The 23018-nt window shown below is 51.3% G+C and carries 21 protein-coding genes; 13 read left to right on the forward strand and 8 right to left on the reverse strand.

The features are described 5' to 3' along the window. Positions 1-19: 19 nt before the first annotated feature. The 8 genes from rnpA to gyrB all read left to right on the forward strand — a co-directional run bounded on the left by rnpA (position 20) and on the right by gyrB (position 10316). Positions 20-385, forward strand: a complete 366-nt coding sequence (gene rnpA / locus AACZ64_RS06160) for a ribonuclease P protein component (RefSeq protein WP_036858821.1) — start codon at positions 20-22, stop codon at positions 383-385. Further along, complete coding sequence (gene yidD / locus AACZ64_RS06165) at positions 385-618, forward strand: membrane protein insertion efficiency factor YidD (protein WP_293614503.1); 234 nt, start codon at positions 385-387, stop codon at positions 616-618. Before rnpA ends, yidD begins: the two co-directional genes overlap by 1 nt. A 6-nt stretch (positions 619-624) precedes the next feature. Beyond that, entirely contained in the window at positions 625-2325 is a 1701-nt protein-coding gene (gene yidC, locus AACZ64_RS06170) for a membrane protein insertase YidC (RefSeq protein ID WP_293614504.1), read from the forward strand. A 38-nt stretch (positions 2326-2363) separates the two neighbouring features. Next, positions 2364-3737, forward strand: coding sequence for a tRNA uridine-5-carboxymethylaminomethyl(34) synthesis GTPase MnmE (gene mnmE / locus AACZ64_RS06175; protein WP_293614489.1), 1374 nt, complete (start codon positions 2364-2366; stop codon positions 3735-3737). Positions 3738-4080: 343 nt separating this feature from the next. Further along, positions 4081-5517, forward strand: coding sequence for a chromosomal replication initiator protein DnaA (gene dnaA, locus AACZ64_RS06180; protein WP_293614490.1), 1437 nt, complete (start codon positions 4081-4083; stop codon positions 5515-5517). Between the two features lie 94 nt (positions 5518-5611). After that, positions 5612-6715 (forward strand): DNA polymerase III subunit beta, encoded by a 1104-nt coding sequence (gene dnaN / locus AACZ64_RS06185; RefSeq protein ID WP_293614491.1) that lies wholly within the window; start codon positions 5612-5614, stop codon positions 6713-6715. A gap of 35 nt (positions 6716-6750) precedes the next feature. Beyond that, entirely contained in the window at positions 6751-7854 is a 1104-nt protein-coding gene (recF, locus tag AACZ64_RS06190; protein ID WP_293614492.1) for a DNA replication/repair protein RecF, read from the forward strand. Between the two features lie 41 nt (positions 7855-7895). Continuing rightward, entirely contained in the window at positions 7896-10316 is a 2421-nt protein-coding gene (gene gyrB, locus AACZ64_RS06195) for a DNA topoisomerase (ATP-hydrolyzing) subunit B (RefSeq protein WP_293614493.1), read from the forward strand. A 75-nt stretch (positions 10317-10391) separates the two neighbouring features. On the opposite strand, the gene AACZ64_RS06200 is transcribed toward gyrB, so the two are convergent. From AACZ64_RS06200 to glyQ, 5 genes are all read right to left on the reverse strand, one after another. Continuing rightward, positions 10392-10565, reverse strand: a complete 174-nt coding sequence (locus tag AACZ64_RS06200) for a hypothetical protein (RefSeq protein ID WP_293614494.1) — start codon at positions 10563-10565, stop codon at positions 10392-10394. 86 nt (positions 10566-10651) lie between these two features. Next, positions 10652-11380 carry a lysophospholipid acyltransferase family protein gene (locus AACZ64_RS06205; RefSeq protein ID WP_293614495.1) on the reverse strand — a complete coding sequence of 243 codons (729 nt, stop codon included), beginning with the start codon at positions 11378-11380 and terminating at the stop codon, positions 10652-10654. Continuing rightward, positions 11373-11948 (reverse strand): D-glycero-beta-D-manno-heptose 1,7-bisphosphate 7-phosphatase, encoded by a 576-nt coding sequence (gene gmhB / locus AACZ64_RS06210; RefSeq protein WP_293614496.1) that lies wholly within the window; start codon positions 11946-11948, stop codon positions 11373-11375. Before gmhB ends, AACZ64_RS06205 begins: the two co-directional genes overlap by 8 nt. Beyond that, entirely contained in the window at positions 11949-14042 is a 2094-nt protein-coding gene (glyS, locus tag AACZ64_RS06215) for a glycine--tRNA ligase subunit beta (protein ID WP_293614497.1), read from the reverse strand. Continuing rightward, entirely contained in the window at positions 14039-14989 is a 951-nt protein-coding gene (glyQ, locus tag AACZ64_RS06220) for a glycine--tRNA ligase subunit alpha (protein ID WP_293614498.1), read from the reverse strand. The genes glyS and glyQ overlap by 4 nt, the downstream gene beginning before the upstream one ends. Positions 14990-15390: 401 nt before the next feature. Between glyQ and AACZ64_RS06225 the strand changes: the two genes are divergently transcribed. Together AACZ64_RS06225 and AACZ64_RS06230 are read left to right on the forward strand one after the other, a co-directional pair. Beyond that, positions 15391-16038: a ceramidase domain-containing protein gene (locus AACZ64_RS06225; protein WP_339639806.1), complete on the forward strand. Its 648-nt coding sequence runs from the start codon at positions 15391-15393 to the stop codon at positions 16036-16038. A 103-nt stretch (positions 16039-16141) separates the two neighbouring features. Next, on the forward strand, positions 16142-16396 hold the full coding sequence (locus tag AACZ64_RS06230) for a GrxA family glutaredoxin (RefSeq protein ID WP_036858809.1): 255 nt from the start codon (positions 16142-16144) through the stop codon (positions 16394-16396). A 98-nt stretch (positions 16397-16494) separates the two neighbouring features. Here AACZ64_RS06230 and AACZ64_RS06235 read toward each other — a convergent pair whose 3' ends face one another. From AACZ64_RS06235 to AACZ64_RS06245, 3 genes are read right to left on the reverse strand one after another with little or no spacing between them, the layout of a single operon-like run. Next, a complete protein-coding gene (locus tag AACZ64_RS06235; protein ID WP_293614500.1) occupies positions 16495-16893 on the reverse strand; it encodes an acyl-CoA thioesterase in 399 nt (132 codons plus the stop codon). A gap of 34 nt (positions 16894-16927) precedes the next feature. After that, positions 16928-18298 carry a TRAP transporter large permease subunit gene (locus tag AACZ64_RS06240; protein ID WP_339639775.1) on the reverse strand — a complete coding sequence of 457 codons (1371 nt, stop codon included), beginning with the start codon at positions 18296-18298 and terminating at the stop codon, positions 16928-16930. Further along, positions 18298-18855, reverse strand: a complete 558-nt coding sequence (locus AACZ64_RS06245) for a TRAP transporter small permease subunit (protein ID WP_293614506.1) — start codon at positions 18853-18855, stop codon at positions 18298-18300. Before AACZ64_RS06245 ends, AACZ64_RS06240 begins: the two co-directional genes overlap by 1 nt. A gap of 286 nt (positions 18856-19141) precedes the next feature. Between AACZ64_RS06245 and AACZ64_RS06250 the strand changes: the two genes are divergently transcribed. The 3 genes from AACZ64_RS06250 to pstA all read left to right on the forward strand — a co-directional run bounded on the left by AACZ64_RS06250 (position 19142) and on the right by pstA (position 22929). Continuing rightward, on the forward strand, positions 19142-20131 hold the full coding sequence (locus tag AACZ64_RS06250; RefSeq protein WP_293614606.1) for a substrate-binding domain-containing protein: 990 nt from the start codon (positions 19142-19144) through the stop codon (positions 20129-20131). Positions 20132-20247: 116 nt separating this feature from the next. Further along, positions 20248-21636, forward strand: a complete 1389-nt coding sequence (pstC, locus tag AACZ64_RS06255) for a phosphate ABC transporter permease subunit PstC (protein ID WP_293614507.1) — start codon at positions 20248-20250, stop codon at positions 21634-21636. A gap of 24 nt (positions 21637-21660) precedes the next feature. Further along, complete coding sequence (gene pstA, locus AACZ64_RS06260; RefSeq protein WP_293614508.1) at positions 21661-22929, forward strand: phosphate ABC transporter permease PstA; 1269 nt, start codon at positions 21661-21663, stop codon at positions 22927-22929. Positions 22930-23018: the final 89 nt, after the last annotated feature.

A 23018-nucleotide genomic window follows, 5' to 3' on the forward strand; every position in this document is an offset into this window, starting at 1 on the left:
CCTCGACCAGGGCAGTCCTGTGCCCGAGAGTTCTTTTGGCAGAAACAAGCGTCTATTAACAGCCCGGGCTTACCAGGCTGTTTTTTCTGATACCTGTTACAAAGTTGCACATCCCAATCTTTTATTGCTGGCAAAGCCCAACGGGCTTTGCCAGCCACGCCTCGGTCTCGTGGTAGCAAAAAAAAACATTCGTCGATCGGTAGATCGCAATCGTGTAAAGCGAGTCGTTCGTGAAACCTTTCGCCACTCTCAAAGTCTCCTTGATTCCCTCGATATCGTATTTCTGGCACGTCAAGGCATGGATCGTTTGACACCCAGGGAGCAAACCGACCTACTGGAAAACAGTTGGCGACGGTTATCACGAAAGCTTCAGGCAGAACAGTAATCATGCGTTCATTATTATTGGCTATGCTAAGGGGCTATCAGTACCTGATAAGCCCTCTGCTGGGAAAAAACTGTCGGTTTTATCCCAGTTGTTCCTGTTATGTAGAAGAGGCCATCAAGGTGCATGGTATTTCAAAGGGGGTCTACCTTGGGTTTCAGCGTCTGTTAAAGTGTCACCCCTTTCACGCGGGTGGCTATGATCCCGTTCCGCAATCTGAAAAAGAAAAGAGTTAAATGACTATGGATTGGCAACGTTCATTACTGATAGCTGGCATGCTGGTAGTGCTTTATTTGTTGTTTCTTGAGTGGGACACCTTTCAGAGTTCTCAGCAGGAAAATCAGAGTGCTGTTTCTGAAGAAACTGTTTTAGCTCCGGAAACGGCACAAACACCCAGTGATGTAACACCCGCTTCTGCTGATAACGAAATACCTGCACTACAAAGTGATACTTCCCCGGTAACGTCAACACCCGTTGAATCGGCAACATCTGAAACGACGACAGACCGTTTGTTATCTGTATCCACAGATGTGCTCAATGTGCTGATTGACACCCGGGGTGGCGATATTGTTCGGGTGGCGTTGCCAGAACATCTGACGGAGCTGGAAGAGGATTCCTCGCCTTTTGTGTTGCTCAACCAGACCGCCAGTACGACTTATATTGCACAAAGTGGTCTGATCGGCGTCGACGGCACAGATAACACAGAAGGGCGCCCGCTCTTCAAGGCTGCAAAAAATGACTATCAACTCGCTGGAGATGCTGACCAACTCCAGGTTGACATGGTTTTCCAGCAAAATGACGTGACCATTACCAAACGGTTCACCTTTAGCCGGGGCGATCACCTGATTCGGGTGAGCTATCTGGTCGACAATCGGGGTACTGATAACTGGAAGGCGGGTTTGTTTGGCCAGATCAAGCGCGACAGCCATGAGCCCCAGGTGGCTACTGGAATGGGGATGAACCCCTATGTTGGTGCAGCACTGCGCACAACGGAGGAAAACTACAAAAAGCTCGATTTCGGTGATCTCGCTGAGAAACCTTTTAAAGACAGCCTGACAGGTGGCTGGGTTGCAATGATTCAACACTACTTCATCAGTGCCTGGATCCCGGACCAATCAACCACCAACACCTTTTCACTGCGTCAGCTTGGTAACCAGGATCTTTATGCCATTGGTTTTACTTCTCCTCAGAAGTCAGTCGAACCCGGTACTACCGGAGAGTTCAAGGCCGAATTTTACGCGGGTCCCAAGGATCAATACAGGTTGGAAAAGATTTCCCCTTACCTTGATTTGACCGTGGATTACGGTTGGCTCTGGTGGGTTTCCAAACCGCTGTTCTGGGTGCTCTATCAGCTGCACGAATTGATAGGAAATTGGGGTTGGTCGATTATTCTTTTGACCATCTTCATCAAGGCGGCATTCTATAAACTGTCAGCTACCAGTTATCGTTCCATGGCGAACATGCGTCGCTTGCAGCCAGAAATGATGCGCCTGAAAGATCTCTACGGGGATGATCGGCAGAAACTCTCCCAAGAGACAATGAACCTGTACAAACGCGAAAAAGTCAATCCCATGGGTGGGTGCCTGCCAATCCTGGTGCAGATGCCAGTTTTCATTGCGCTTTATTGGGTGTTGTTTGAGAGTGTGGAGTTGCGACATGCACCCTGGATACTCTGGATTCAGGATTTATCCGTCAAGGATCCGCTGTTTATCCTGCCGTTGCTCATGGGTGCCAGCATGTTCATTCAACAGAAATTGAATCCCACGCCTCCAGACCCTACTCAGGCAAAAATCATGCAAATGATGCCAATTGCCTTTACTTTTTTCTTTATGTTTTTTCCGGCCGGCTTGGTGCTTTACTGGACAGTAAACAATCTTCTTTCGATCCTTCAACAGTGGATGATCACCCGTCAGATAGAAGCGACTTCGGCGAAAAAGAAATAAATACTTCAAGGCTCCTCCGGGAGCCTTTTTGGTGATATATGAACAGCCCCTGTCACGATCAGGATGTTATTGTCGCAGTGGCGACTCCACCAGGCCGCGGTGGGGTCGGCGTGATACGTATTTCGGGGGCCGCACTGGGTCCCTTTGTCGATGGGTTAATTGGGAAGAGTCTAGAACCCCGCAAAGCTGTTTTTACAGACTTTCACGACGGCAATCATCAGGTTATTGATCGCGGTCTGGCGATCTATTTTCTTGCGCCCCACTCCTTTACCGGGGAGCACGTGCTCGAGCTGCAGGGGCATGGTGGTCCGGTTATCATGGATCTGCTGCTACAGCGGGCCGTTGAGCTGGGTGCCAGACTCGCTTTGCCCGGTGAGTTTTCACAGCGCGCTTTCCTCAATGACAAGCTCGATCTGACCCAGGCCGAAGCCATTGCCGATCTCATAGATGCCACCTCAGTGCAGGCTGCCCGTTGTGCAGTCCGCTCCTTGCAGGGGGCCTTTTCCACAAGGATCCACCAATTACTGGAGGCATTGACCACTCTGCGGGTTTATGTGGAAGCGGCCATTGATTTTCCCGAGGAAGAAATCGATTTTTTGGCTGATGGTCGGGTCAGCACAGATTTGCATGAGATCGTTACCCGGCTTGATGGGGTTTTTGATCAAGCAAAACAGGGTGCCCTGCTGAAAGAGGGTATGACGGTCGTTATTGCAGGTAAGCCCAATGCCGGCAAGTCCAGTTTACTCAATACACTATCGGGTAGGGATAGTGCAATAGTCACTGATATAGAGGGGACCACCAGGGATTTATTACGGGAAGAAATCAATCTCGATGGGATGCCACTGCATGTCATCGACACGGCGGGCTTGCGCGAGTCTGGTGACCCGATTGAACGGGAAGGTATCCGTCGCGCTTGGCAGGCAATAGAAGAGGCAGACCGGGTTCTGTTTGTGGTGGACAGCAGCCAACCCTATTCGCTGGATCCACAAAAGAACTGGCCGGAGTATTTCAGCAGGTTTCCGCAGGCCGAAAATATCAGTTTCATCTTGAATAAAGCGGATACGTCAGGCATTCAGGTGGGGATCACTGAGAATCAGGGGCATCCGGTAGTGACACTGTCAGCCAAACAGAACCATGGGCTGAATTACCTGGTTGATCATCTCAAGCACTGCATGGGTTATTCGGGTAGCGAGGCGGGGAGTTTTACCGCCAGACGGCGCCACCTGGATGCCTTGCAGCGCACCCAACAATACTTGTGTAGTGGTGAAAAACAACTCAATGAGGCTGGTGCGGGCGAGTTGCTTGCCGAAGATTTGCGTTTGGCCCAGCAGTGCCTGGCCGAAATCACAGGTGAATTTACTTCGGATGATCTGCTGGGTGAAATTTTTTCCAGTTTTTGCATCGGAAAATGACTTTTTTGGGACGGACAGTCATTAATCACTGCAGGCCAATAACGCCGCCTGCCCACTTGATCTATTTGACAGCAAATCCCCAGTAAACACACATTTTAATAACAGGTTACCCACAGTTTCTGATTAAAAAACAACCATTGCAAACTATTTTTCTGTGTATAACATAAAACCTATTGCATTACATAACTTACTGATAAATATCAATATAGTTGATTATTTCGCTGTTAAGGTAATGCCAGATAGGTGTGGATAACTGGGCATTTTATCGCTAGACTGGGTCCATAAAAACAACACGAAGTATCCGCATTTTCGTGCCGCCTACAAAGCTAAGAAGGGGTTTGGTTTGGCTCAAATTTTATGGGAAAAGTGTCTTGGCTATCTTCAAGAAGAGTTGCCGGCACAACAATTCAATACCTGGATAAGGCCGCTAAGACTCGATACCTCACAACCTACAGGGTCGACCTCCCCAAACAGTGTCTGTCTGCTGGCACCCAATCGTTTTGTGAAGGATTGGGTGTCGGACAAATTTCTTGATCGAATTGTCGATATTTATCAGCAGGTTTGCGGAGAGCGATGTGCTGTAACCGTAGAATCAGGGGTCCTGGAAAGGGAACGAGGTGTAGCTATTTCGCAGGCATCTACTGATATTGAGGTTGAGGTTGATGCTGCTGTTTCAGCTCCGGTGGCAGCTAGTGTTCCACCCCGACCACAAACACATTCAGCCACCAGAAACAGTGGTATTGAGGGTGGCCTGAATCACCAGAGCAATATAAACGAGGTTTTTACCTTTTCTTCGTTTGTAGAAGGGAAATCAAATCAGCTGGCACTGGCTGCTTCGAAGCAGATTGCCGAAAACCCCGGTGGTTCTTACAACCCCCTCTTTATCTATGGTGGTGTTGGGTTGGGGAAAACTCACCTGATGCATGCAGTGGGTAATGCGCTGCGCCTGCAGAAGCCCAATGCAAAGATTATTTATCTGCATTCTGAGCGTTTTGTTGCGGATATGGTCAAGGCATTGCAGTTAAATGCTATCAACGATTTCAAGCGCTTCTACCGTTCCGTAGATGCTTTGTTGATTGATGACATCCAATTTTTTGCAGGCAAGGAGCGATCCCAGGAGGAGTTTTTTCATACCTTCAATGCACTTCTTGAGGGCGGTCAGCAAATGATACTGACCTGTGACCGTTACCCAAAAGAAATCAATGGTCTTGAAGAGCGCCTCAAATCCCGTTTTGGGTGGGGGCTGACTGTTGCGGTAGAGCCACCGGAGCTGGAAACCCGCGTAGCGATTCTTATTAAAAAGGCCCATCAGGCAAAGGTTGAGCTGCCGACCGACGCGGCTTTTTTTATTGCCCAGCGTATCCGGTCAAATGTGCGAGAGCTTGAAGGTGCTCTAAAAAGAGTTATAGCAAGTGCCCACTTTACCGGTAGAGCAATAGATATAGACCTTATTCGTGAATCTCTTCGGGATCTTCTTGCCCTGCAGGACAAGCTGGTGACCATTGATAATATCCAACGGGTGGTATCTGAATATTACAAGGTTAAACTGTCTGAGCTTCTTTCAAAGCGCAGAAGCCGGTCAATCGCCAGGCCACGACAGGTAGCAATGGCGTTGGCCAAGGAGCTGACGAATCACAGCTTGCCGGAAATAGGGGAGGCCTTCGGTGGCAGGGATCATACAACGGTCCTCCACGCTTGCCGAAAGGTCAAGGAGTTGCAGGAAACGAGTCGTGATATAGGTGAGGACTTCAAGCAACTACTTCGGGCATTGACCACCTGATTGTCTGATGACAAAAACTGTTCCCGGAATCCAGGATAGATCATAATAGTAACCCTCAGATAACCGGCCTTATTTACTTGTTGGAAGATAGCTAATGAAGTTCACCGTATCGCGAGAAGATTTTCTTAAGCCCCTGCAGTTGGTGGTTGGCGTTGTTGAAAGACGTCAGACCTTACCCATCCTATCGAATGTGCTGATTGGATTGAGTGACGGTCGTTTATCGTTAACTGGAACGGATCTTGAGGTGGAGATTCTTGGTTATCTGGATCTGGGTGATAGTCCGGTTATAGACGGTGAAATCACGGTGCCCGGTCGAAAATTGATGGATATTTGTCGTTCCTTGCCCGAGGGTGCAGAGTTGACTATTTCGGTGGATGCGGGTCGTGCAACCGTTACGAGTGGTAGGAGCCGTTTTACCCTGTCAACACTGCCGGCAAATGAATTTCCGAGTGTAGAAGATGGTCCTGGTAACAGGGAGTTTTCCCTGAGCCAGCACACGTTCAAACAATTGCTGGATAGCACAGCATTTGCCATGGCTCAGCAGGATGTACGTTACTACCTGAATGGCATGCTGCTTGAGGTCGGTGAAGGCCGAGTCCGGGTGGTTGCAACCGATGGTCACCGGTTGGCCATGCGTGACGCCCCCCTGGAGAATCTCGACAGCGACGCGATACAGGTCATTATCCCACGCAAGGGTGTTTTGGAGCTGTCCCGCCTGCTCGTTGAAGATGCTGGGGTTGAAGTCGTACTTGGCAATAACCACATACGGGTTTCAACACCAGAATTTCGTTTTACTTCAAAATTGGTTGATGGCGCCTATCCTGACTATCAGCGTGTTTTGCCCAAGGGGGGCAATAAACAACTCATCGGTCGGAGGGAGGAGCTGCGGCAGGCATTTAGTCGCACTGCGATCCTTTCCAATGAAAAATACCGCGGTGTGCGTTTACTCCTCAGTGATGGCCTGTTGACATTGACCGCGAATAACCCGGAGCAGGAGGAGGCCCAGGAAGACGTGGCCGTTAACTACGATGCTGGTGAATTGGAAATAGGCTTTAACGTCAGCTATGTCATTGATGTGCTTAATGTATTACGTGGGGATGAGGTTCGTTTTACTTTGTCCGATGCGAATAGCAGTGCATTGATAGAAGACCCTACGGTAGAGGGCGCCGTCTACGTGGTAATGCCGATGCGCCTGTAGCGTGATTGGCCCGAGTATAGCAATAGACGTAATCAATGTATCTTAAACAGCTGCATGTGCATGGGTTGAGGAATTTGAAGCACATTCAGCTGACCCTTTCTCCGCAGGTGAATCTTTTCCACGGCCCCAACGGTAGCGGCAAAACCAGCATTCTGGAGGCGATTTTTCTGTTGGGTCGTGGCCGTTCCTTCCGAAGCCGTGTTCTCAACACCGTCATAAATACCCAAGAGCAGGTATGTACCGCATATGGTTTGCGGGAATCTTCCGGTGTTTCAACTCCGATAGGGGTTTCTCGCGGCCGCCAGGGCGATTTTTTATTCAAAATAAGTGGACAGCAAATCGCCGCCGCCTCTGCTCTTGCGGAAACTTTGCCTTTGTTGCTTTTAAATGCTGAGGGCTTTGACCTGATTGGAGGTGGGCCACAATATCGGCGTCGCTTTATCGACTGGGGCGTGTTCCACGTGGAACACAATTATAAACAGTTGGTGCGACGCTACCAGCGTGTACTCAAACAACGCAATTCACTAATGCGACATGATAGAATAGATGAACAGATGTTGGCTGTATGGGATACTGAATTTGTTGATCTCGCACAACAGATAAACACCTCGAGAAATGCCTATCTCAATGATTTGTTGCCCATAGTCAAACAGGTGGCTTGTGAGCTGTCTGAGGGTTTGGGTGATGTGGATTTTGCTGTTTATCCTGGCTGGGATGAAGCGGTGGGTCTGGCCGAGGTGCTGCTCAAAGATCGCCCGAGAGATCGCTTGCTAAAAACTACCCATCATGGCCCCCACCGCGCAGATTTACGGATCAGGATAAAGAAGCAGAATGTAAGCGATATTCTATCCCGAGGGCAGCTAAAAGTGCTGGCGACAGCTATGCAAGTTGCACAAGGTTATCTTTTTTACAACAAAACCGGTCAGTCTGGCTTGTATTTGATAGATGATCTACCGGCAGAACTGGATATAAAACACAGACAGCAGGTTTGTGAAAAGCTTAGTGCTCTTGGTGCTCAGATATTCGTTACTGGCGTAGAGCGTAGGGATCTTCTGGATCTCTGGTCTGAGTCAACAAGCGAACTTAGGTTGTTCCACGTGGAACAGGGTTCTGTTCGGGAAGATCATTGCACTGAGTAATTTACATCCAGAAATTAACATGATTGTTAGGGGCTTTACCCATGACTGATGAACAAAATAGCTATGATTCTTCCAGTATCAAGGTTCTAAAGGGCCTTGATGCTGTAAGAAAACGCCCGGGGATGTATATCGGCGATACTGATGATGGTACCGGTTTACACCACATGGTGTTTGAAATTGTTGATAACTCCATTGATGAGGGACTTGCAGGCCATTGCTCAGAAATCAGGGTAATAATCCATCCCGATGAGTCTATTTCGGTGTCAGACAATGGTCGGGGGATACCCACGGAATTACACGAAGAGGGTGTATCCGCAGCTGAAGTCATCATGACGGTGCTTCATGCTGGCGGGAAATTTGACGACAATACCTATAAGGTGTCCGGCGGGTTGCACGGAGTTGGGATTTCAGTGGTCAATGCCTTGTCAGCTGAACTAAAGCTGACTATCAGGCGAGGTGGGCACATCTATGAACAGGTTTACCGCCACGGAGTGCCACAGGAGCCCCTAGCGGTGGTGGGTGATACAACTGAAACCGGCACGACGATCCACTTTGTCCCCTCCGCAGAGACCTTTACCAATATCAAGTTTCATTACGAAATTTTGGCCAAACGCCTCCGGGAGCTGTCATTCCTGAATTCAGGTGTGCGTATTGTGCTGCTTGATGAGCGGAGCGGTAAAGAGGACATCTATCAGTATGAGGGTGGACTCAAGGCCTTCGTGGAATATTTGAACACCAACAAGGCCACGATTAATCAGGTCATGCATTTTGACGTTCAGCGTGAGGATGGGACCGGTGTCGAGGTGGCCCTGCAGTGGAATGACAGTTTTCAGGAAAATATCTTCTGTTATACCAACAACATTCCCCAACGCGATGGTGGTACCCATTTGGCTGGATTTCGGGCGGCTTTAACGAGAAGCCTCAATACCTATATCGAAAAAGAGGGGCTCGGAAAAAACGCCAAAGTGAATACCACGGGGGATGATGCCCGGGAAGGGCTGACGGGGATTGTTTCTGTTAAGGTGCCCGATCCAAAATTTTCCTCACAAACAAAAGACAAACTGGTCAGTTCAGAAGTAAAAACCGCTGTTGAGCAAGAGATGGGCAGCAATTTTATGGACTACCTTTTGGAAAATCCCCAGGATGCCAGAAGTATTGTCAATAAAATGGTGGATGCCGCTAGGGCAAGAGAGGCCGCGCGTAAAGCCCGTGATATGACTCGTCGCAAGGGTGCTTTGGATATCGCCGGATTGCCTGGGAAACTGGCAGACTGCCAGGAAAAAGACCCGGCCTACTCCGAGCTGTACCTTGTGGAGGGTGATTCTGCGGGAGGCTCGGCCAAGCAGGGTAGGGACCGCCGAACTCAAGCCATTCTTCCCCTGAAGGGGAAAATCCTCAATGTAGAAAAAGCCCGTTTCGATAAAATGTTATCGAGTGCTGAGGTGGGCACACTGATTACTGCTCTGGGTTGTGGTATTGGTACGGAAGAATTCAATCCGGATAAGCTTCGTTACCACACGATTTTGATCATGACGGATGCCGATGTCGATGGTTCACACATCCGCACCCTGTTACTCACTTTTTTCTTCCGTCAAATGCGGGAGCTGGTGGAAAGGGGACACATCTATATCGCTCAACCGCCGCTGTACAAAATCAGCAAGGGAAAACAGGAACAATATCTTAAAGATGACCAGTCTCTGACTGCCTTTCTGACACAGTCTGCCCTCGAATCGGCAAGTCTTCATGTGACGGCGGAAGCCCCGCCAATCAGCGGCCCTGCCTTGGAAAGCCTGGTTGCCGACTATCGTCGTGTCATGAATATTATCGATCGCATGTCGCGGGTTTATCCGGAAAGCGTTCTGCAAAAGTTGATTGATACCCCGGCCCTTGAGTCTCGTCAACTTTCAGATCGGGCAGTTGTCGAGCAATGGAGTGAAAAACTGGCCGGTTCGTTTGAACAGGACAATATTGCCGGTAGCCACCGCTACAAGGTAAGTGTCATTGAGGACCCCGAACGACATACCTTTTTGCCCGTCGTTGAGTTGACTGCCCATGGTGTGCCGACCAATTACCGGTTTAACCATGAATTTTTTGCCTCGGGGGAATATGGTGCGATCGTCGCATTGGGCAGACAGTTGCATGGCCTGATTGAAGAGGGCGCGTATGTTCAGCGGGGCGACCGTAGCAAACCGGTCACCAGTTTTAGTGAAACCCTTACCTGGCTCATGGGCGAATCGCGCCGCGGTTACAATGTTCAGCGCTACAAGGGGCTGGGAGAAATGAACCCTGAACAGCTTTGGGATACCACCATGAATCCGGAAACCCGTCGAATGCTCAGAGTGACGATTGAAGACGCGATTGCTGCAGATCAGATGTTCAATACGCTGATGGGTGACCAGGTGGAACCACGTCGGCTGTTTATAGAAACCAATGCCTTGTCAGTAACCAACCTTGATGTATAACTGATTGATTTTTAAATAAAAAACCCGACTTTTAGTCGGGTTTTTTATAATCTGCTTACCCGTATCCCGGGCGAGCTATTCTTCGTGATCCCGCCAGACATCGCCATCCGTTTTCCGCCGACCACGATTTTCCCTGCGATCTTCTTTGTTGGGTTCAAAGCGAATGTCATCTCGTCTATCGGGGTTTTTCCGACGCTGCTCTTTGCGCCGATCCTCTCCAATATAAGCGCCTTTATCAATATTTTTCATGCATAAAACCCACACTGGTTGTGGACAGTCACACCATTCAGTCTAGGAGAGTATGGGTAGAAAATCTAACAGCTTGTGATGGAAATTTACTGGTCGGCCAATTTTAGCTGCTGTGTCTCAATCCAGTCCTTGACCTGTTCTGTCACAGCCTGGCTGTTGCTCTCCGGTGTCACAAGAATGGGCTTGCCAATAATGACGTGGATCGTACCCGATCGTTTCATCAGTTGCCGTGCTGGCCAGCAATAGCCCGCATTATGGGCTACCGGAATGATGGGCACACCCGCTGCAATCGCCAGGGCGGCGCCACTTCGGCCATACTTGCCAATTTTACCAAAAGGGATGCGGGACCCCTCTGGATAAATAACCACCCGATTCCCTTCGCTGATACGTTGTGTGCCCTGCTGCATAACCTGCTTCATGGCCTGGCGTGGGTTGGTGCGATCAATGGCAATGGGGTGCATCAGGCGGATACCCCAACCAAAAAAAGGTATTTTCAGTAACTCCTGTTTCAGGATGGTGCTGACGGGCATAAAGAGCCGCTGCAGGAAAAAAACCTCCCAGGTTGACTGGTGTTTGCTGAGGATAACACAGGGGGTATGAGGAACATTTTCCAGACCATCTACCTGGACGTTAATACCGCAGGTGAGGCCGAGTGCGCGGTTAATCAGCATACCGGCTGTAGTGAGTAGACGGTGACGATTCAGGTATCCTAGAAAAGGCCCGGAAATGGTAGAAATGAGGCCAAATACAAAGACTATCAGCATATAAAGGAGGTAAAACAGCATTGAACGCAGGAACATAATTGGTTTATTCATAAGAAATTCCTGTGTCCTGGGCCAGTAAATAATCCACAGCCTGTTTCAAATCATCAAAAACTGGCGCTTGCTGTAACTCGATTTCCGGTTGCGAAGGCAGTTTTTTTTCCGTGGCGGTACCCTTGCCGGTACGTACCAGAATGGGGGTGCAGTGGTGACTCAAGCCAGCCTGTAAATCCCGCAGACTGTCGCCGATCAGGGGAACACCGTTCAGTGATACACCAAACTCACTGGCAATGGCATCGAAAAGCCCGGGCCCCGGCTTTCGGCAATGGCAGTGATCCTCTGGTGTATGGGGGCAATAGAATATTCCCGCCAGCTCGGCACCCTGTTGTGCCAGTAGCCCGGACAACTTTTCGTGCATGGCTTCCAGGTCATCAAGATCAAACAGCCCCCGCCCAATACCGGATTGGTTGGTAGCCACGACGACGCTATAACCGGCCCGGTTAAGCCTGGCTATGGCAGCTATACTGCCGGGCAGAGGGATCCATTCATCGACAGTCTTGATGTAATTATCGGAGTCCTGATTGATGACTCCATCCCGGTCGAGAATAACCAGCTTCGTCATTTACTTGGCCGGTACCAACAGGGAAATATCCGCTATGTTCAGAAACAATGCCTGAAGCTTTTGTAGCAGCGCAAGGCGGTTCATGCGAACTTCTGACTGTTCCGCCATGACCATGACCTCATCAAAAAACTGATCGACTGGATCCCGCAATTTTGCCAGCTCCTTCAGCGCGCTGGTGTAATCCCGGGTTTCAAGGAGTGGGCCGACTGCACCGGTCAGTGCCGTGAGTGTTGTGGCGAGTGTCTGTTCGGCGGGTTCGACAAGCAAGGCCGTATTCACTTCCCTGCCATCCGGCAGATCGGATTGTTTGGAGAGAATATTGGACACACGCTTGTTGGCGGCAGCAAGTGCCTCGGCTTCCGGAAGTTGGTTAAAGGTGTGTACAGCCATTACCCGCAGATGAATATCCAGCGGGTTGCTGAGCTGTCGCGCAGCGACAGACTGGAAGACCTCTGCAGGGATATACTCATCTTCATATCGCCCTTTGAAGCGATCCAGCATGTAAGTGAGCACTTGCTTATTAATGTGGTCAGCACTCTCCACCAGCGTCGATGTGTCGATGTGTTGGGTAAGAGCCAGATTCAGTGCTGCCCTGAGATCAATATCGATTTTGTGTTCGACAATAATCCGTAATACGCCGAGGCTTGCCCGGCGCAGGGCAAAGGGGTCTTTCGAGCCGCTGGGCGGTTGCCCGATACCAAAGATACCAACGAGGGTATCGAGGCGGTCGGCGATCGCCAGGGTAATCCCGGTTCTGGTGGTGGGAATGATGTCACCGGCAAAACGGGGCAGGTATTGTTCAAAAAGTGCATTGGCTACTTCGGGGTCTTCACCATCGTGGATTGCATAATAGTGGCCCATGGTTCCTTGTAAGTCGTCAAACTCACCGACCATTTCGCTAACCAGATCCGACTTGCTCAGTTCCCCGGCCCGAAATGCCAGCGCGCCGTCGGCACCGGTTGTCTCCGATAATGCCCGGGCCAGACTGGCAACCCGTTCAGTTTTGTCAAACAGCGATCCGAGCTTCGCCTGAAACACAATGCTGCGAAGTGACTCGCGCTGTTTGGCCAGCGTGGTTTGCCGGTCAGTTTCGTAAAAGAAGGCCGCATCCGACAGGCGTGGTCGTATCACCCTTTCATTGCCGCGGATTACCTGCTCGGGTTCAGTGCTCTCAATATTGGCAACGGTAATAAAGATCGGCATCAGCTTGCCGCTGTCATCCAGCACGTGAAAATACTTCTGGTGAGATTTCATGGAAGAGATCAGTGCTTCCGCGGGAACGTCGAGAAAGCGTGCTTCAAAATGGCCCACCAATGGTACGGGCCACTCATTGAGAGCGGTCACTTCATTGAGCAAATTGTCATCGATAGCTGCATGGCCGCCGGCTTGTTTGGCGGCGGCGTGGACGCCTTTCCGAATTAAATGGCGACGTTCATCAAAGTCTGCCAACACGTAAGCCTGCTTCAGTTGCTGACGATAGCTGGCCGGACTGTCAATAACGATTTCATCGGGGGCATGGAAACGGTGACCGCGACTTCGGTTTCCGGTGGGCAGGCCCATTATCTGTGTATTGACAACATCGTTACCGAATAACATAACAATCCAGTGAACGGGCCGGACGAATTCTTCGCGGCGTGTACCCCAGCGCATGCGCTTTGGAATGGGTAGTGCCGCTAGGGCGCCGGACACGATATCCCCCAGCAGGGCAGTGGTTGATTGACCCGGTTGGCTTGCCCTGTGGCACAGTTTTTCCTGTTTGCCATCGTGCTCAATCATTTCTGCCAAGGCAGCCAGCGGACAGTTGTTTTTTTCGGCAAAGGCCTGGGCGGCGCGAGTTGGTATGCCAGCCTGATCGAATGCAACAGATTTGGGTGGCCCCCAGTTGATGGTTTGCTGCCCGGGGGTCATCGGATCGAGTGCGCGAACTACCACTGCCAGGCGACGGGGCGATGCAAATGAGGAAACGGTACCAAAATTCAGCTTTAGTCCGGAAAGGCGATTTACAATCTCCTCCCGAAAAGCCTCTGACAGGTTCAACAGTGACTTTGGCGGGAGCTCTTCTGTGCCAATTTCAACAAGAAAATCTGAACTCATGTTTGAGCCTCTGCTACCAGCTGTTTAACGTGATTGGCAAGCACCGGTGGTGCCAGCGGGAAGCCAAGTGCCAAACGTGAGTTGAAATACGCCTGTGCCACGGCTCTTGCCAGGGTTCTCACACGGAGAATGAAACGTTGCCGCTCGGTGACGGAAATGGCATGCCTTGCATCCAGCAGATTGAAGGCGTGCGAGGCCTTCATGACCATTTCATAGGCGGGTAGTGGCAGGCCTTTTTCAATTAACCGCTGACTTTCGCTTTCGTAAACGTCGAAGCTGTGGAACAGAAAATCCACATTCGCCTCGTTGAAGTTGAAAGCTGACATCTCCACCTCATTCTGGTGAAAAACATCCCCGTAAGTGACACGGCCTTCCGGTCCCTCGGTCCATACCAGGTCATAGATGCTATCCACACCCTGTAAATACATGGCAATCCGTTCGAGACCGTAGGTGATCTCACCGGTGACAGGAAAACATTCCAGGCCACCCACCTGCTGGAAGTAGGTGAACTGTGTCACTTCCATGCCGTTCAGCCACACTTCCCAACCGAGTCCCCACGCGCCCAGCGTGGGCGATTCCCAGTTATCCTCCACAAATCGAATATCATGGATATTGGTATCAATGCCGAGTTGACGCAGGGAGTCGAGATACAGTTCCTGAATATTATCGGGGGACGGTTTCAGGACAACCTGAAACTGGTAGTAGTGCTGCAGTCGGTTGGGATTTTCACCGTAGCGGCCGTCTGTGGGGCGGCGACAGGGTTGCACATAGGCGCTGTGCCAGCTTTCGGGGCCAATGGCGCGCAGGAAAGTTGCCGGGTGGAAGGTTCCCGCACCTACTTCCATGTCCAGTGGTTGAAGGATGACGCAGTGGTGCTTTGCCCAAAACTGTTGCAGAGACAGAATAAGCCCCTGGAATGTCGAAACATCCGGTGTAGTCTGTGACAACTGAGTTCCCCCATGGCATGCAAAGTCGGCAATTATAAGGCTGCAACCCCCGAATAGTAAGGGCTTTATTGACGCCGACTGTGCAGCGCCGGTTTCTGGGCAGGTATAGCGGAAGGTTGATACAGTTCGTCCTGAAGGTATATCAAAACCCTGTGTCGGGTTTAAGGGAAGCGTGCTGTTTACCGGGGGCGTGTGCTCAGGGATATTATCCTTGCCTGGCGACGCCCTCGTAGGTGCTCCTGTGCGGCAGGGGGCTTAAGGACACCAGAAAACGTGCTCATGCCATGGATAAAAAAATTGCGTTCCTGCTACTTATACTGGTCAGCGTTTCGGCCCTGTTTTTTTTATTGGTAGAACCCGTAGCACAGCCGAAAAAATATTTGCAGTTTGCTGACCAAAGAATGCTGCTAGGCATAAAAAACTTCTGGAATGTTGTGTCCAATCTGCCGCTTATTCTGCTCGGCATCTGTGGCGTTGTGATGGTGTGGAGAAGGCAACTGGTGCACGATAATTGTTCCGTGACACCGGTTTATCTGACGCTATTCACAGCAGTTATTTTTACCGGCATCGGTTCGATCTGGTTTCATCTCAACCCCACCAATCAGACACTGTTCTGGGACCGTCTGCCAATGGCCGTTGTTTTTATGTCCCTGATCACGGCGTTATTTGCTGAATATTTGGGCCGTCCATTGCAAAAAATACTTTTTTATCCACTGTTGTTGACCGGTGCAGGATCCGTTATCTACTGGCATATCACAGAGACGCTGGGTAGGGGCGACCTGCGGCCTTACCTGCTGGTGCAGTTTTTGCCGATACTCTGCATGGTCGTGTTGATGGCCATCAGCCGATCACGATTTACCAGAAGCCGGGATATTCTGGTTATTTTGTTCTGTTACGGCCTGGCAAAGTTGACGGAGTATCTGGACCAGCAGATTTTAGCCGCAACCACCTTTATTAGCGGTCATACCCTCAAACATTTGCTGGCGGCGGCCGCGATCCTGGTCTTGCTGAAAATGCTGGGGTGGCGCGAGGAATTAGTAAACCAATAATTGTCTATAGCTATTTTATGTATAGCAATAATTAGCTGTAGCTATTGTTGGTCGAAAGCTAAAGTATTTACTATGAATATCTGATTCCAACAGGAGAAACACTATGCAACCTTTTACTATTTTTGGCCACGATGCCTGTGGTTTCTGTCGACGCGCCAAGGAACTGATGGAAAAAAAGGGGCTGGAATACCGTTATGTGAATATCCACGACGAGGGGATCAGCCCGGCAGACCTCGCCAAAACCATTGGCCAGCCGGTCAATACGGTACCGCAAATATTTCATGGCAAAGAATATATTGGTGGTTTTCAGGAGCTCACGGAATATTTTGAAAAAATAGAAGCCGGGCAGCAGCAATAGGCATTTTTCAGCACTTTCAGGCCAATTGCCCGGTTGGCAATATTGCGTCCCCACACATAAACATGGAAAGGTATTGGTGTTATCAGCCAATACCTTTTTTATTTGTCCTTGCTGACCGTGCGGGTTTTGCCCCGTTCGTCGATGGCAACAAAAACAAATTGCCCCTCTGTCACCTTGGCGGGCTCATTGGTGGATTCAATGTTGATCCAGACCTCAACGTTGATGGTCATGGAGCTGCTGCCGACCTGCATCAACTCACAGTAGCAACTGACAATGGCACCAACCGGAACCGGTCGAAGAAACGACATTTCACTGATTGCAACCGTGGCCACGCGACCCTTTGCAATCCGCTGGGCCAGAATGGAGCTACCGAGATCCATTTGTGAGAGCAGCCAGCCACCAAAAATATCACCACTGGAATTGGTGTCTTTGGGCATGGCTATCGTCTGCAGGGTGAGTTCGCCGCGGGGTGCCGGTGGTTGATTGATTTCAGTCAAGCTCTACTCCTTATTATTAAACCCTGTACGGATTTCAGAAAACAATGGATGGTAGCCAGGTGGCCAGCGCAGGCCAGATGGCCAACATTAACATCAGCAATAATTGAATGATGATAAAAGGCACGACGCCGCGGTAAATATCGCGAGTTGCCACCGAGGGCGGTGCCACACCGCGCAGATAGAACAGGGCAAAGCCAAAGGGTGGTGTCAGAAAAGAGGTTTGCAGGTTTATAGCGATCATGATGCCAAGCCACACCGGATCGAGTCCCATTGCCAGCAAAATAGGTCCGACAATGGGCACGACGACAAAGGTGATTTCGATAAAATCGAGAATAAAACCCAGCAGGAAAATCACCACCATGACCACCAGCGTAGCGCCGACGACCCCGCCGGGAATGCGAGTGAACAGGTCCTCCATCAACTCCTCACCACCAAAACCCCGGAAGATCAGGGAAAATATCGCGGCACCAATCAGGATCAGGAACACCATCGCTGTAACTTCTGTGGTGGACTGAGTGACATCCCGCAATCTTTTGATAGTTAATTGTCGACGCCCCAGTGCCAGCAGGGTGGCCCCCATGGCACCTACACCGGCCGCTTCCGTGGGGGTGGCTGCACCACTGAGAATCGAACCCAGTACGGCAACGATCAACACCACCGGCGGTAACAGGCTGCGCAGCAATCTGGCAGCCGAGAGGCTGGACTCACCGTCCACCTCAGCCACTGGTGCAAGCTCGGGTTTAAGCCGTGAGATGACAATCAGATACAGAATGTAAAGGGTTACCAGTAACAGGCCGGGCACAATCGCGCCCACAAACAGATCCCCGATAGAGATTGTTTTCGGGTTAAAAATACCCATTCCCAGCTGGGCCTGCTGGTAGGCGCTGGACAGGATATCGCCTAGCAGAACCAGGGCGATGGATGGGGGAATAATCTGCCCCAGGGTGCCGGTGGCGCAAATGGAGCCGGTGGCCAGCGCCGGATGGTAACCGCGTTTCAACATGGTGGGCAGGGACATCAGTCCCATGGCGACCACCGTGGCACCGACAATCCCGGTGCTGGCAGCCAGCAGCATACCTACCACGACCACCGAAATACCCAGTCCCCCTTTGAACTTGCCAAACAGCAGGGCCATGCTGTCCAGCAAGTCCTCCGCCAGTCGGGATTTTTCCAGCATGACGCCCATCAGCACAAACAGGGGCACAGCGATCAGGGTGGTATTGTCGATCGTGCCGTATAAACGGTTGGGCAGGGCGTGCAAAAAGGACATGTCAAAATGGTCGGTGGCGGTGCCAACCATGGCAAAAATCAGTGCGGTACCCGCCAGCGAAAATGCCACCGGGTAGCCAGCCATCAGCATCAGGCAGACCACGGCAAACATCAGTACAGGAATGTATTCAACCATCAGAGCAGGTGCTCCTGATGATCAATGGTGTGTGCTTGGCTCAACCCAAAGAAAAATAGCAGGTTTTTGATCACTTCCGCGATACCCTGCAACAGCAGGGTGATCGGCATCAGGATTAACAGGGTTTTTAACAGATAAACCCACGGCAGACCGCTCGCCTCCTTGGAGACCTCCCTTATTGCCCAGCTGTTTGTGACGTACTCCCAGCAGAACAGCAGTATCAGAATACATACCGGGATGAGAAACAGCAGTCCACCCAGTGCATCCACCAGTGCTTTCATGCGTGGGCTGTAACGTTGATAGAAAATATCCACGCGAACGTGTCCGCCCCGTTTTAGTGTAAAGGCGGCACCCAGCAGAAAAACCACTGCATGAAAATAAGTGACCGACTCCTGCAGGGCGATCGAGCCGGATTGCAGGAAATAGCGCATGACCACCACCAGACAGGTCAACAGCATCATGGCGAGGGTCAGCCAGGCCACCAATCTGCCGGTCCATTCAGTAAAACAGTCGATACCGCTGGCCAGATGTTCCAGAAATTGTATCAATCGAGGCATTTTTATTATCTCTCGCAACCGTTACACAGTTTATAAGACAGGGCGGGTCGCGACCAGAACAAACCTGAGATGGTTGGTGGGGAAGCTTATGGCAAATGCAATCGGAAGCTTGTCTGTGTTATGGGATCTGACGGTTGTCACATTACTGTCATACAAGATTCATAGAGTTGTCACGATAGACCACTAGCATCAGTCCCGATGTTAATGATCAGCCCTGGAGGCAAACGTGAAAAATACCCATAAATTAGTACTCGCTGCAGCACTGGCTCTGTCCAGTGTGCCAGCAATGGCTCGTGACACCGTTTCCATAGTCGGTTCATCCACCGTCTACCCCTTTGCCACTGTGGTAGCAGAACGGTTCGGCCGCAATACCAGTTTCCCGACCCCTAAAATTGAATCCACCGGCTCCGGTGGTGGACTGAAGCTGTTTTGTCAGGGCGTTGGCACCCAGCACCCCGATATCACCAATGCTTCCCGCCGTATGAAGCAGTCCGAGTTTGAGCTGTGCAAGTCCAACGGTGTTAAAGACATTACCGAAGTACAGATCGGTTATGACGGTCTGGTAGTTGCCAATTCCGTAAAAGGACCGGATCTCGATATTTCCCTGCGTGATCTGTACCTGGCGATGGCCAAAGATGTGCCAAATCCGAACGGCACAGAAGAGCTGGTAGCCAACCCCTACAAAACCTGGAAAGACGTCAATCCGGCACTGCCAAATGTGAAGATTGAAGTGGTAGGTCCGCCGCCCACTTCCGGCACCCGTGATTCGTTCAACGAACTGGGTGTGGAAGGTGGCTGCAAGACCTTCCCCTGGTTGAAAGCGATGAAAGGTCAGGACAAAAGTAAATACAAGTCGGTCTGTCGCAGTATTCGCGAAGATGGCCACTACATCGAAGCCGGTGAAAACGATAACCTGATCATTCAGAAACTGGAATCTTCACCCAATATATTGGGCGTATTCGGCTTCTCGTTCCTCGATCAGAACCGTTCCATTGTGAAAGCCGTAAAAATCAAAGGTGTCAGCCCAAACATGGAAACAGTGGGCAGTGGTGAATACCCGATGGCACGCTCCATGTATTTCTATGTGAAAAAAGCCCACGTTGGTGTGATTCCCGGTATCCAGGAATACGTGAAAGAGTTCACCCATGATCGCACTTGGGGTGACGAAGGCTATCTGGCAGACAAGGGCCTGATACCTTCACCAAAAACTGAGCGCATGAAATGGGCGGAAAATGCCAAGTCACTCAATAGTATGACCGGCAAAGAGTTTGAATAAGGTTGACTAGCGACAGTGGGCCCGGCGTAAAACACGTCGGGCCTTCTTGTCCCTGGGTATTGAGAAATTCCCACCGCTAAACGGTTGTAGGTGGAAAAATAATACTGGAGCAGTTCATGCAGACCGGACAGTTATTATTAATACTTGCGGCGATGATTGTTACGGCTTTCATCATGGGCCGCCACCGGGCCTTGCAGGTTGCCCAGCCGTTGGGTGGTATTCGCCATCTGCGCTCACTACCGTTTTACTACGCCATGCGCTCTGCCATCTGGTGCGCGCTACCGGCACTGATTGTGCTGGTTTTCTGGTTGGTATTTGATCAGACCCTGATCCGTATCATGGTATTGGACAGTCTGCCCGCTGAGCTGCAACCGGTGGACGGGGCTGCACGCAACCTCATGCTCAGCCAGATTGGCAATGTGGCCAGTGGTGCACTGCCGAGAGACTTTGTGGATGCTGCCGTGGCTAACGCCGCCGGACGACTAAACCAGTTGCAATCGATCAGTGCCATGGCTATGGCCGTTGTTGTGATTGTACTGGCCATGGTGGGTGGTGCCTGGGCCTGGCTGCGGGTTTCCGCAAGAATGCCAGCCCGTGAACAGGTGGAACGGGTATTGCTGGTCATCTTCATGCTCTGTGCCGTGCTGGCGGTGGTGACCACAGTCGGTATCGTGTTCTCTGTGCTGTTTGAATCGATCCGGTTTTTTGGTCAGGTGCCGATTACGGATTTCCTGTTCGGGCTCAACTGGAGTCCACAAATGGCGCTGCGTGCGGACCAGGTGGCCTCGGAGGGTGCCTTTGGTGCTGTGCCGTTGTTCGCCGGTACCCTGCTGATTTCCGCCATTGCCCTGATAGTGGCGGTTCCGGTGGGATTGATGTCGGCCATTTATCTGGCGGAATATGCCCACTCCAAAGTACGTTCGTTTGCCAAGCCCGCGCTGGAAGTGCTCGCCGGGGTGCCGACGGTTGTGTACGGTTTTTTTGCCGCACTCACCGTGGCACCCTTTATTCGTGATGTCGGCCAGTCACTGGGCCTGTCTGTCGCCTCTGAATCTGCGTTGGCGGCGGGGCTGGTGATGGGGATTATGCTGATTCCCTTTGTCTCGTCCCTGTCTGACGATGTGATTACTGCGGTACCCCGAGCGATGCGGGATGCCTCTCTGGGGCTTGGTGCCACCCGTTCGGAAACCATCAAAAAGGTGATTTTCCCCGCGGCACTGCCGGGCATTATGGGCGGTATTCTGCTGGCGGCATCAAGAGCCATCGGCGAAACCATGATTGTGGTGATGGCGGCCGGTCTCGCGGCAAATCTCACCGCCAACCCCCTGCAGGCGGTGACCACCATTACGGTACAGATTGTCACCCTGCTGACCGGGGATCAGGAATTCGACAGTGCCAAAACACTGGCGGCGTTTGCCCTGGGTCTGATGCTGTTTATTACCACCCTGTTGATGAATGTGGTCGCTCTGCACATCGTCAAGAAATACCGGGAACAGTACGAGTAGACTCGGCTGCAGGAGGATTAAAGTATGAGTGTAACCACTGAACAGGTACGCAAAACGCTGGCGAGACGCTATCGGGCAGAAAAACGCTTCAAGGCCTATGGTATCTGTGCCATCAGCATTGGCCTGCTGGCACTGCTGTTGTTGTTCACCGATATCATCGGCAAGGGTTACCGGGCGTTTTACGAATATTCCGTCGCACTGCAAATTACCTTTGACCCGGAAAGCCTGGAAATAGACGATCCACGGGATCTGGAACAACTTCAGTACGGCAACTACGAAGCGGTTGTTCGAGAGGCTCTTAAGGCGCGCTTTCCCGGCGTGGAAGGGCGCGAAGACAGGCGCGCACTGACTGCACTGGTGAGCACTGCCGCAGGCTATCGACTGCGCGAGATGTTGGAAAACAAGCCGGAATTGCTCGGCCAGACCCACACACTGTGGTTGCAGCTCGATGATGATGCAGACATGTTTCTGAAGAGCAGTGAGGCAAAGCGCAAGACGGCCCGCCTCAGTGACCAGCAGCAGACCTGGGTGTTGGAGCTGGAGCAGAGTAACGAGGTTCGCGCAGGCTTCAATCACTCCCTGTTTACCCGGGGCGATTCCCGCGAACCGGAACAGGCCGGTATCCTCGGGGCAATATTGGGCTCATTTTTTACCATGCTGGTGACGTTGGCGCTGAGTTTCCCGATCGGTGTTGCTGCAGCCGTCTATCTGGAAGAGTTTGCCCCGAAGAATCGTTTCACTGACTTTATCGAAGTGAACATCAACAATCTGGCTGCGGTGCCTTCCATCATCTTCGGTTTGCTGGGTTTGGCGGTATTTATCGGCCTGTTCGGTATGCCCCGCTCGGTGCCCTTGGTGGGCGGGTTGGTTCTGACGTTGATGACGTTGCCCACCATCATTATTTCCAGCCGGGCAGCGATCAAGGCGGTTCCCCCCAGTATTCGGCAGGCGGCGATGGGGCTGGGTGCCTCAAAAATGCAGGTGGTACTGCAATTTGTACTGCCGCTGGCGCTGCCGGGGATGTTGACTGGTGGCATCATCGGTATGGCCCAGGCACTGGGTGAAACCGCACCGCTGCTGATGATTGGCATGGTGGCGTTCATCGTTGAATTACCCACCGGTGCAATGGATGCCGCCACCGTATTGCCGGTCCAGGTCTTTCTCTGGGCCAGTAGCCCCGAACAATCGTTCGTCACCATGACCTCAGCCGCCATCATGGTGCTGATGACATTTCTGATCACAATGAACACCCTGGCGGTCGTCATGCGCAAACGCCTTGAACGTCGCTGGTAACTGACAGGAAACAACATGGATATTGCAGAAAAAATGAATGTGTTTCAGGATGCTGTGCAAGTGGACCGCAGGGTCGTTGCACAAGAGCA

This window comes from uncultured Porticoccus sp., from assembly GCF_963975625.1.
Taxonomy (GTDB): Bacteria; Pseudomonadota; Gammaproteobacteria; order Pseudomonadales; family Porticoccaceae; genus Porticoccus.

What these genes read in the sequence shown, in the direction of transcription:
- yidC (WP_293614504.1), top strand. Translation starts at nt 625, where the DNA reads ATGGATTGGCAACGTTCATTACTGATAGCTGGCATGCTGGTAGTGCTT.
- mnmE (WP_293614489.1), top strand. Translation starts at nt 2,364, where the DNA reads ATGAACAGCCCCTGTCACGATCAGGATGTTATTGTCGCAGTGGCGACT.
- dnaN (WP_293614491.1), top strand. Translation starts at nt 5,612, where the DNA reads ATGAAGTTCACCGTATCGCGAGAAGATTTTCTTAAGCCCCTGCAGTTG.
- recF (WP_293614492.1), top strand. Translation starts at nt 6,751, where the DNA reads ATGTATCTTAAACAGCTGCATGTGCATGGGTTGAGGAATTTGAAGCAC.
- gyrB (WP_293614493.1), top strand. Translation starts at nt 7,896, where the DNA reads ATGACTGATGAACAAAATAGCTATGATTCTTCCAGTATCAAGGTTCTA.
- AACZ64_RS06200 (WP_293614494.1), bottom strand. Translation starts at nt 10,565, where the DNA reads ATGAAAAATATTGATAAAGGCGCTTATATTGGAGAGGATCGGCGCAAA.
- AACZ64_RS06205 (WP_293614495.1), bottom strand. Translation starts at nt 11,380, where the DNA reads ATGAATAAACCAATTATGTTCCTGCGTTCAATGCTGTTTTACCTCCTT.
- gmhB (WP_293614496.1), bottom strand. Translation starts at nt 11,948, where the DNA reads ATGACGAAGCTGGTTATTCTCGACCGGGATGGAGTCATCAATCAGGAC.
- glyS (WP_293614497.1), bottom strand. Translation starts at nt 14,042, where the DNA reads ATGAGTTCAGATTTTCTTGTTGAAATTGGCACAGAAGAGCTCCCGCCA.
- AACZ64_RS06225 (WP_339639806.1), top strand. Translation starts at nt 15,391, where the DNA reads ATGCTGCTAGGCATAAAAAACTTCTGGAATGTTGTGTCCAATCTGCCG.
- AACZ64_RS06230 (WP_036858809.1), top strand. Translation starts at nt 16,142, where the DNA reads ATGCAACCTTTTACTATTTTTGGCCACGATGCCTGTGGTTTCTGTCGA.
- AACZ64_RS06240 (WP_339639775.1), bottom strand. Translation starts at nt 18,298, where the DNA reads ATGGTTGAATACATTCCTGTACTGATGTTTGCCGTGGTCTGCCTGATG.
- AACZ64_RS06245 (WP_293614506.1), bottom strand. Translation starts at nt 18,855, where the DNA reads ATGCCTCGATTGATACAATTTCTGGAACATCTGGCCAGCGGTATCGAC.
- AACZ64_RS06250 (WP_293614606.1), top strand. Translation starts at nt 19,142, where the DNA reads ATGGCTCGTGACACCGTTTCCATAGTCGGTTCATCCACCGTCTACCCC.
- pstC (WP_293614507.1), top strand. Translation starts at nt 20,248, where the DNA reads ATGCAGACCGGACAGTTATTATTAATACTTGCGGCGATGATTGTTACG.
- pstA (WP_293614508.1), top strand. Translation starts at nt 21,661, where the DNA reads ATGAGTGTAACCACTGAACAGGTACGCAAAACGCTGGCGAGACGCTAT.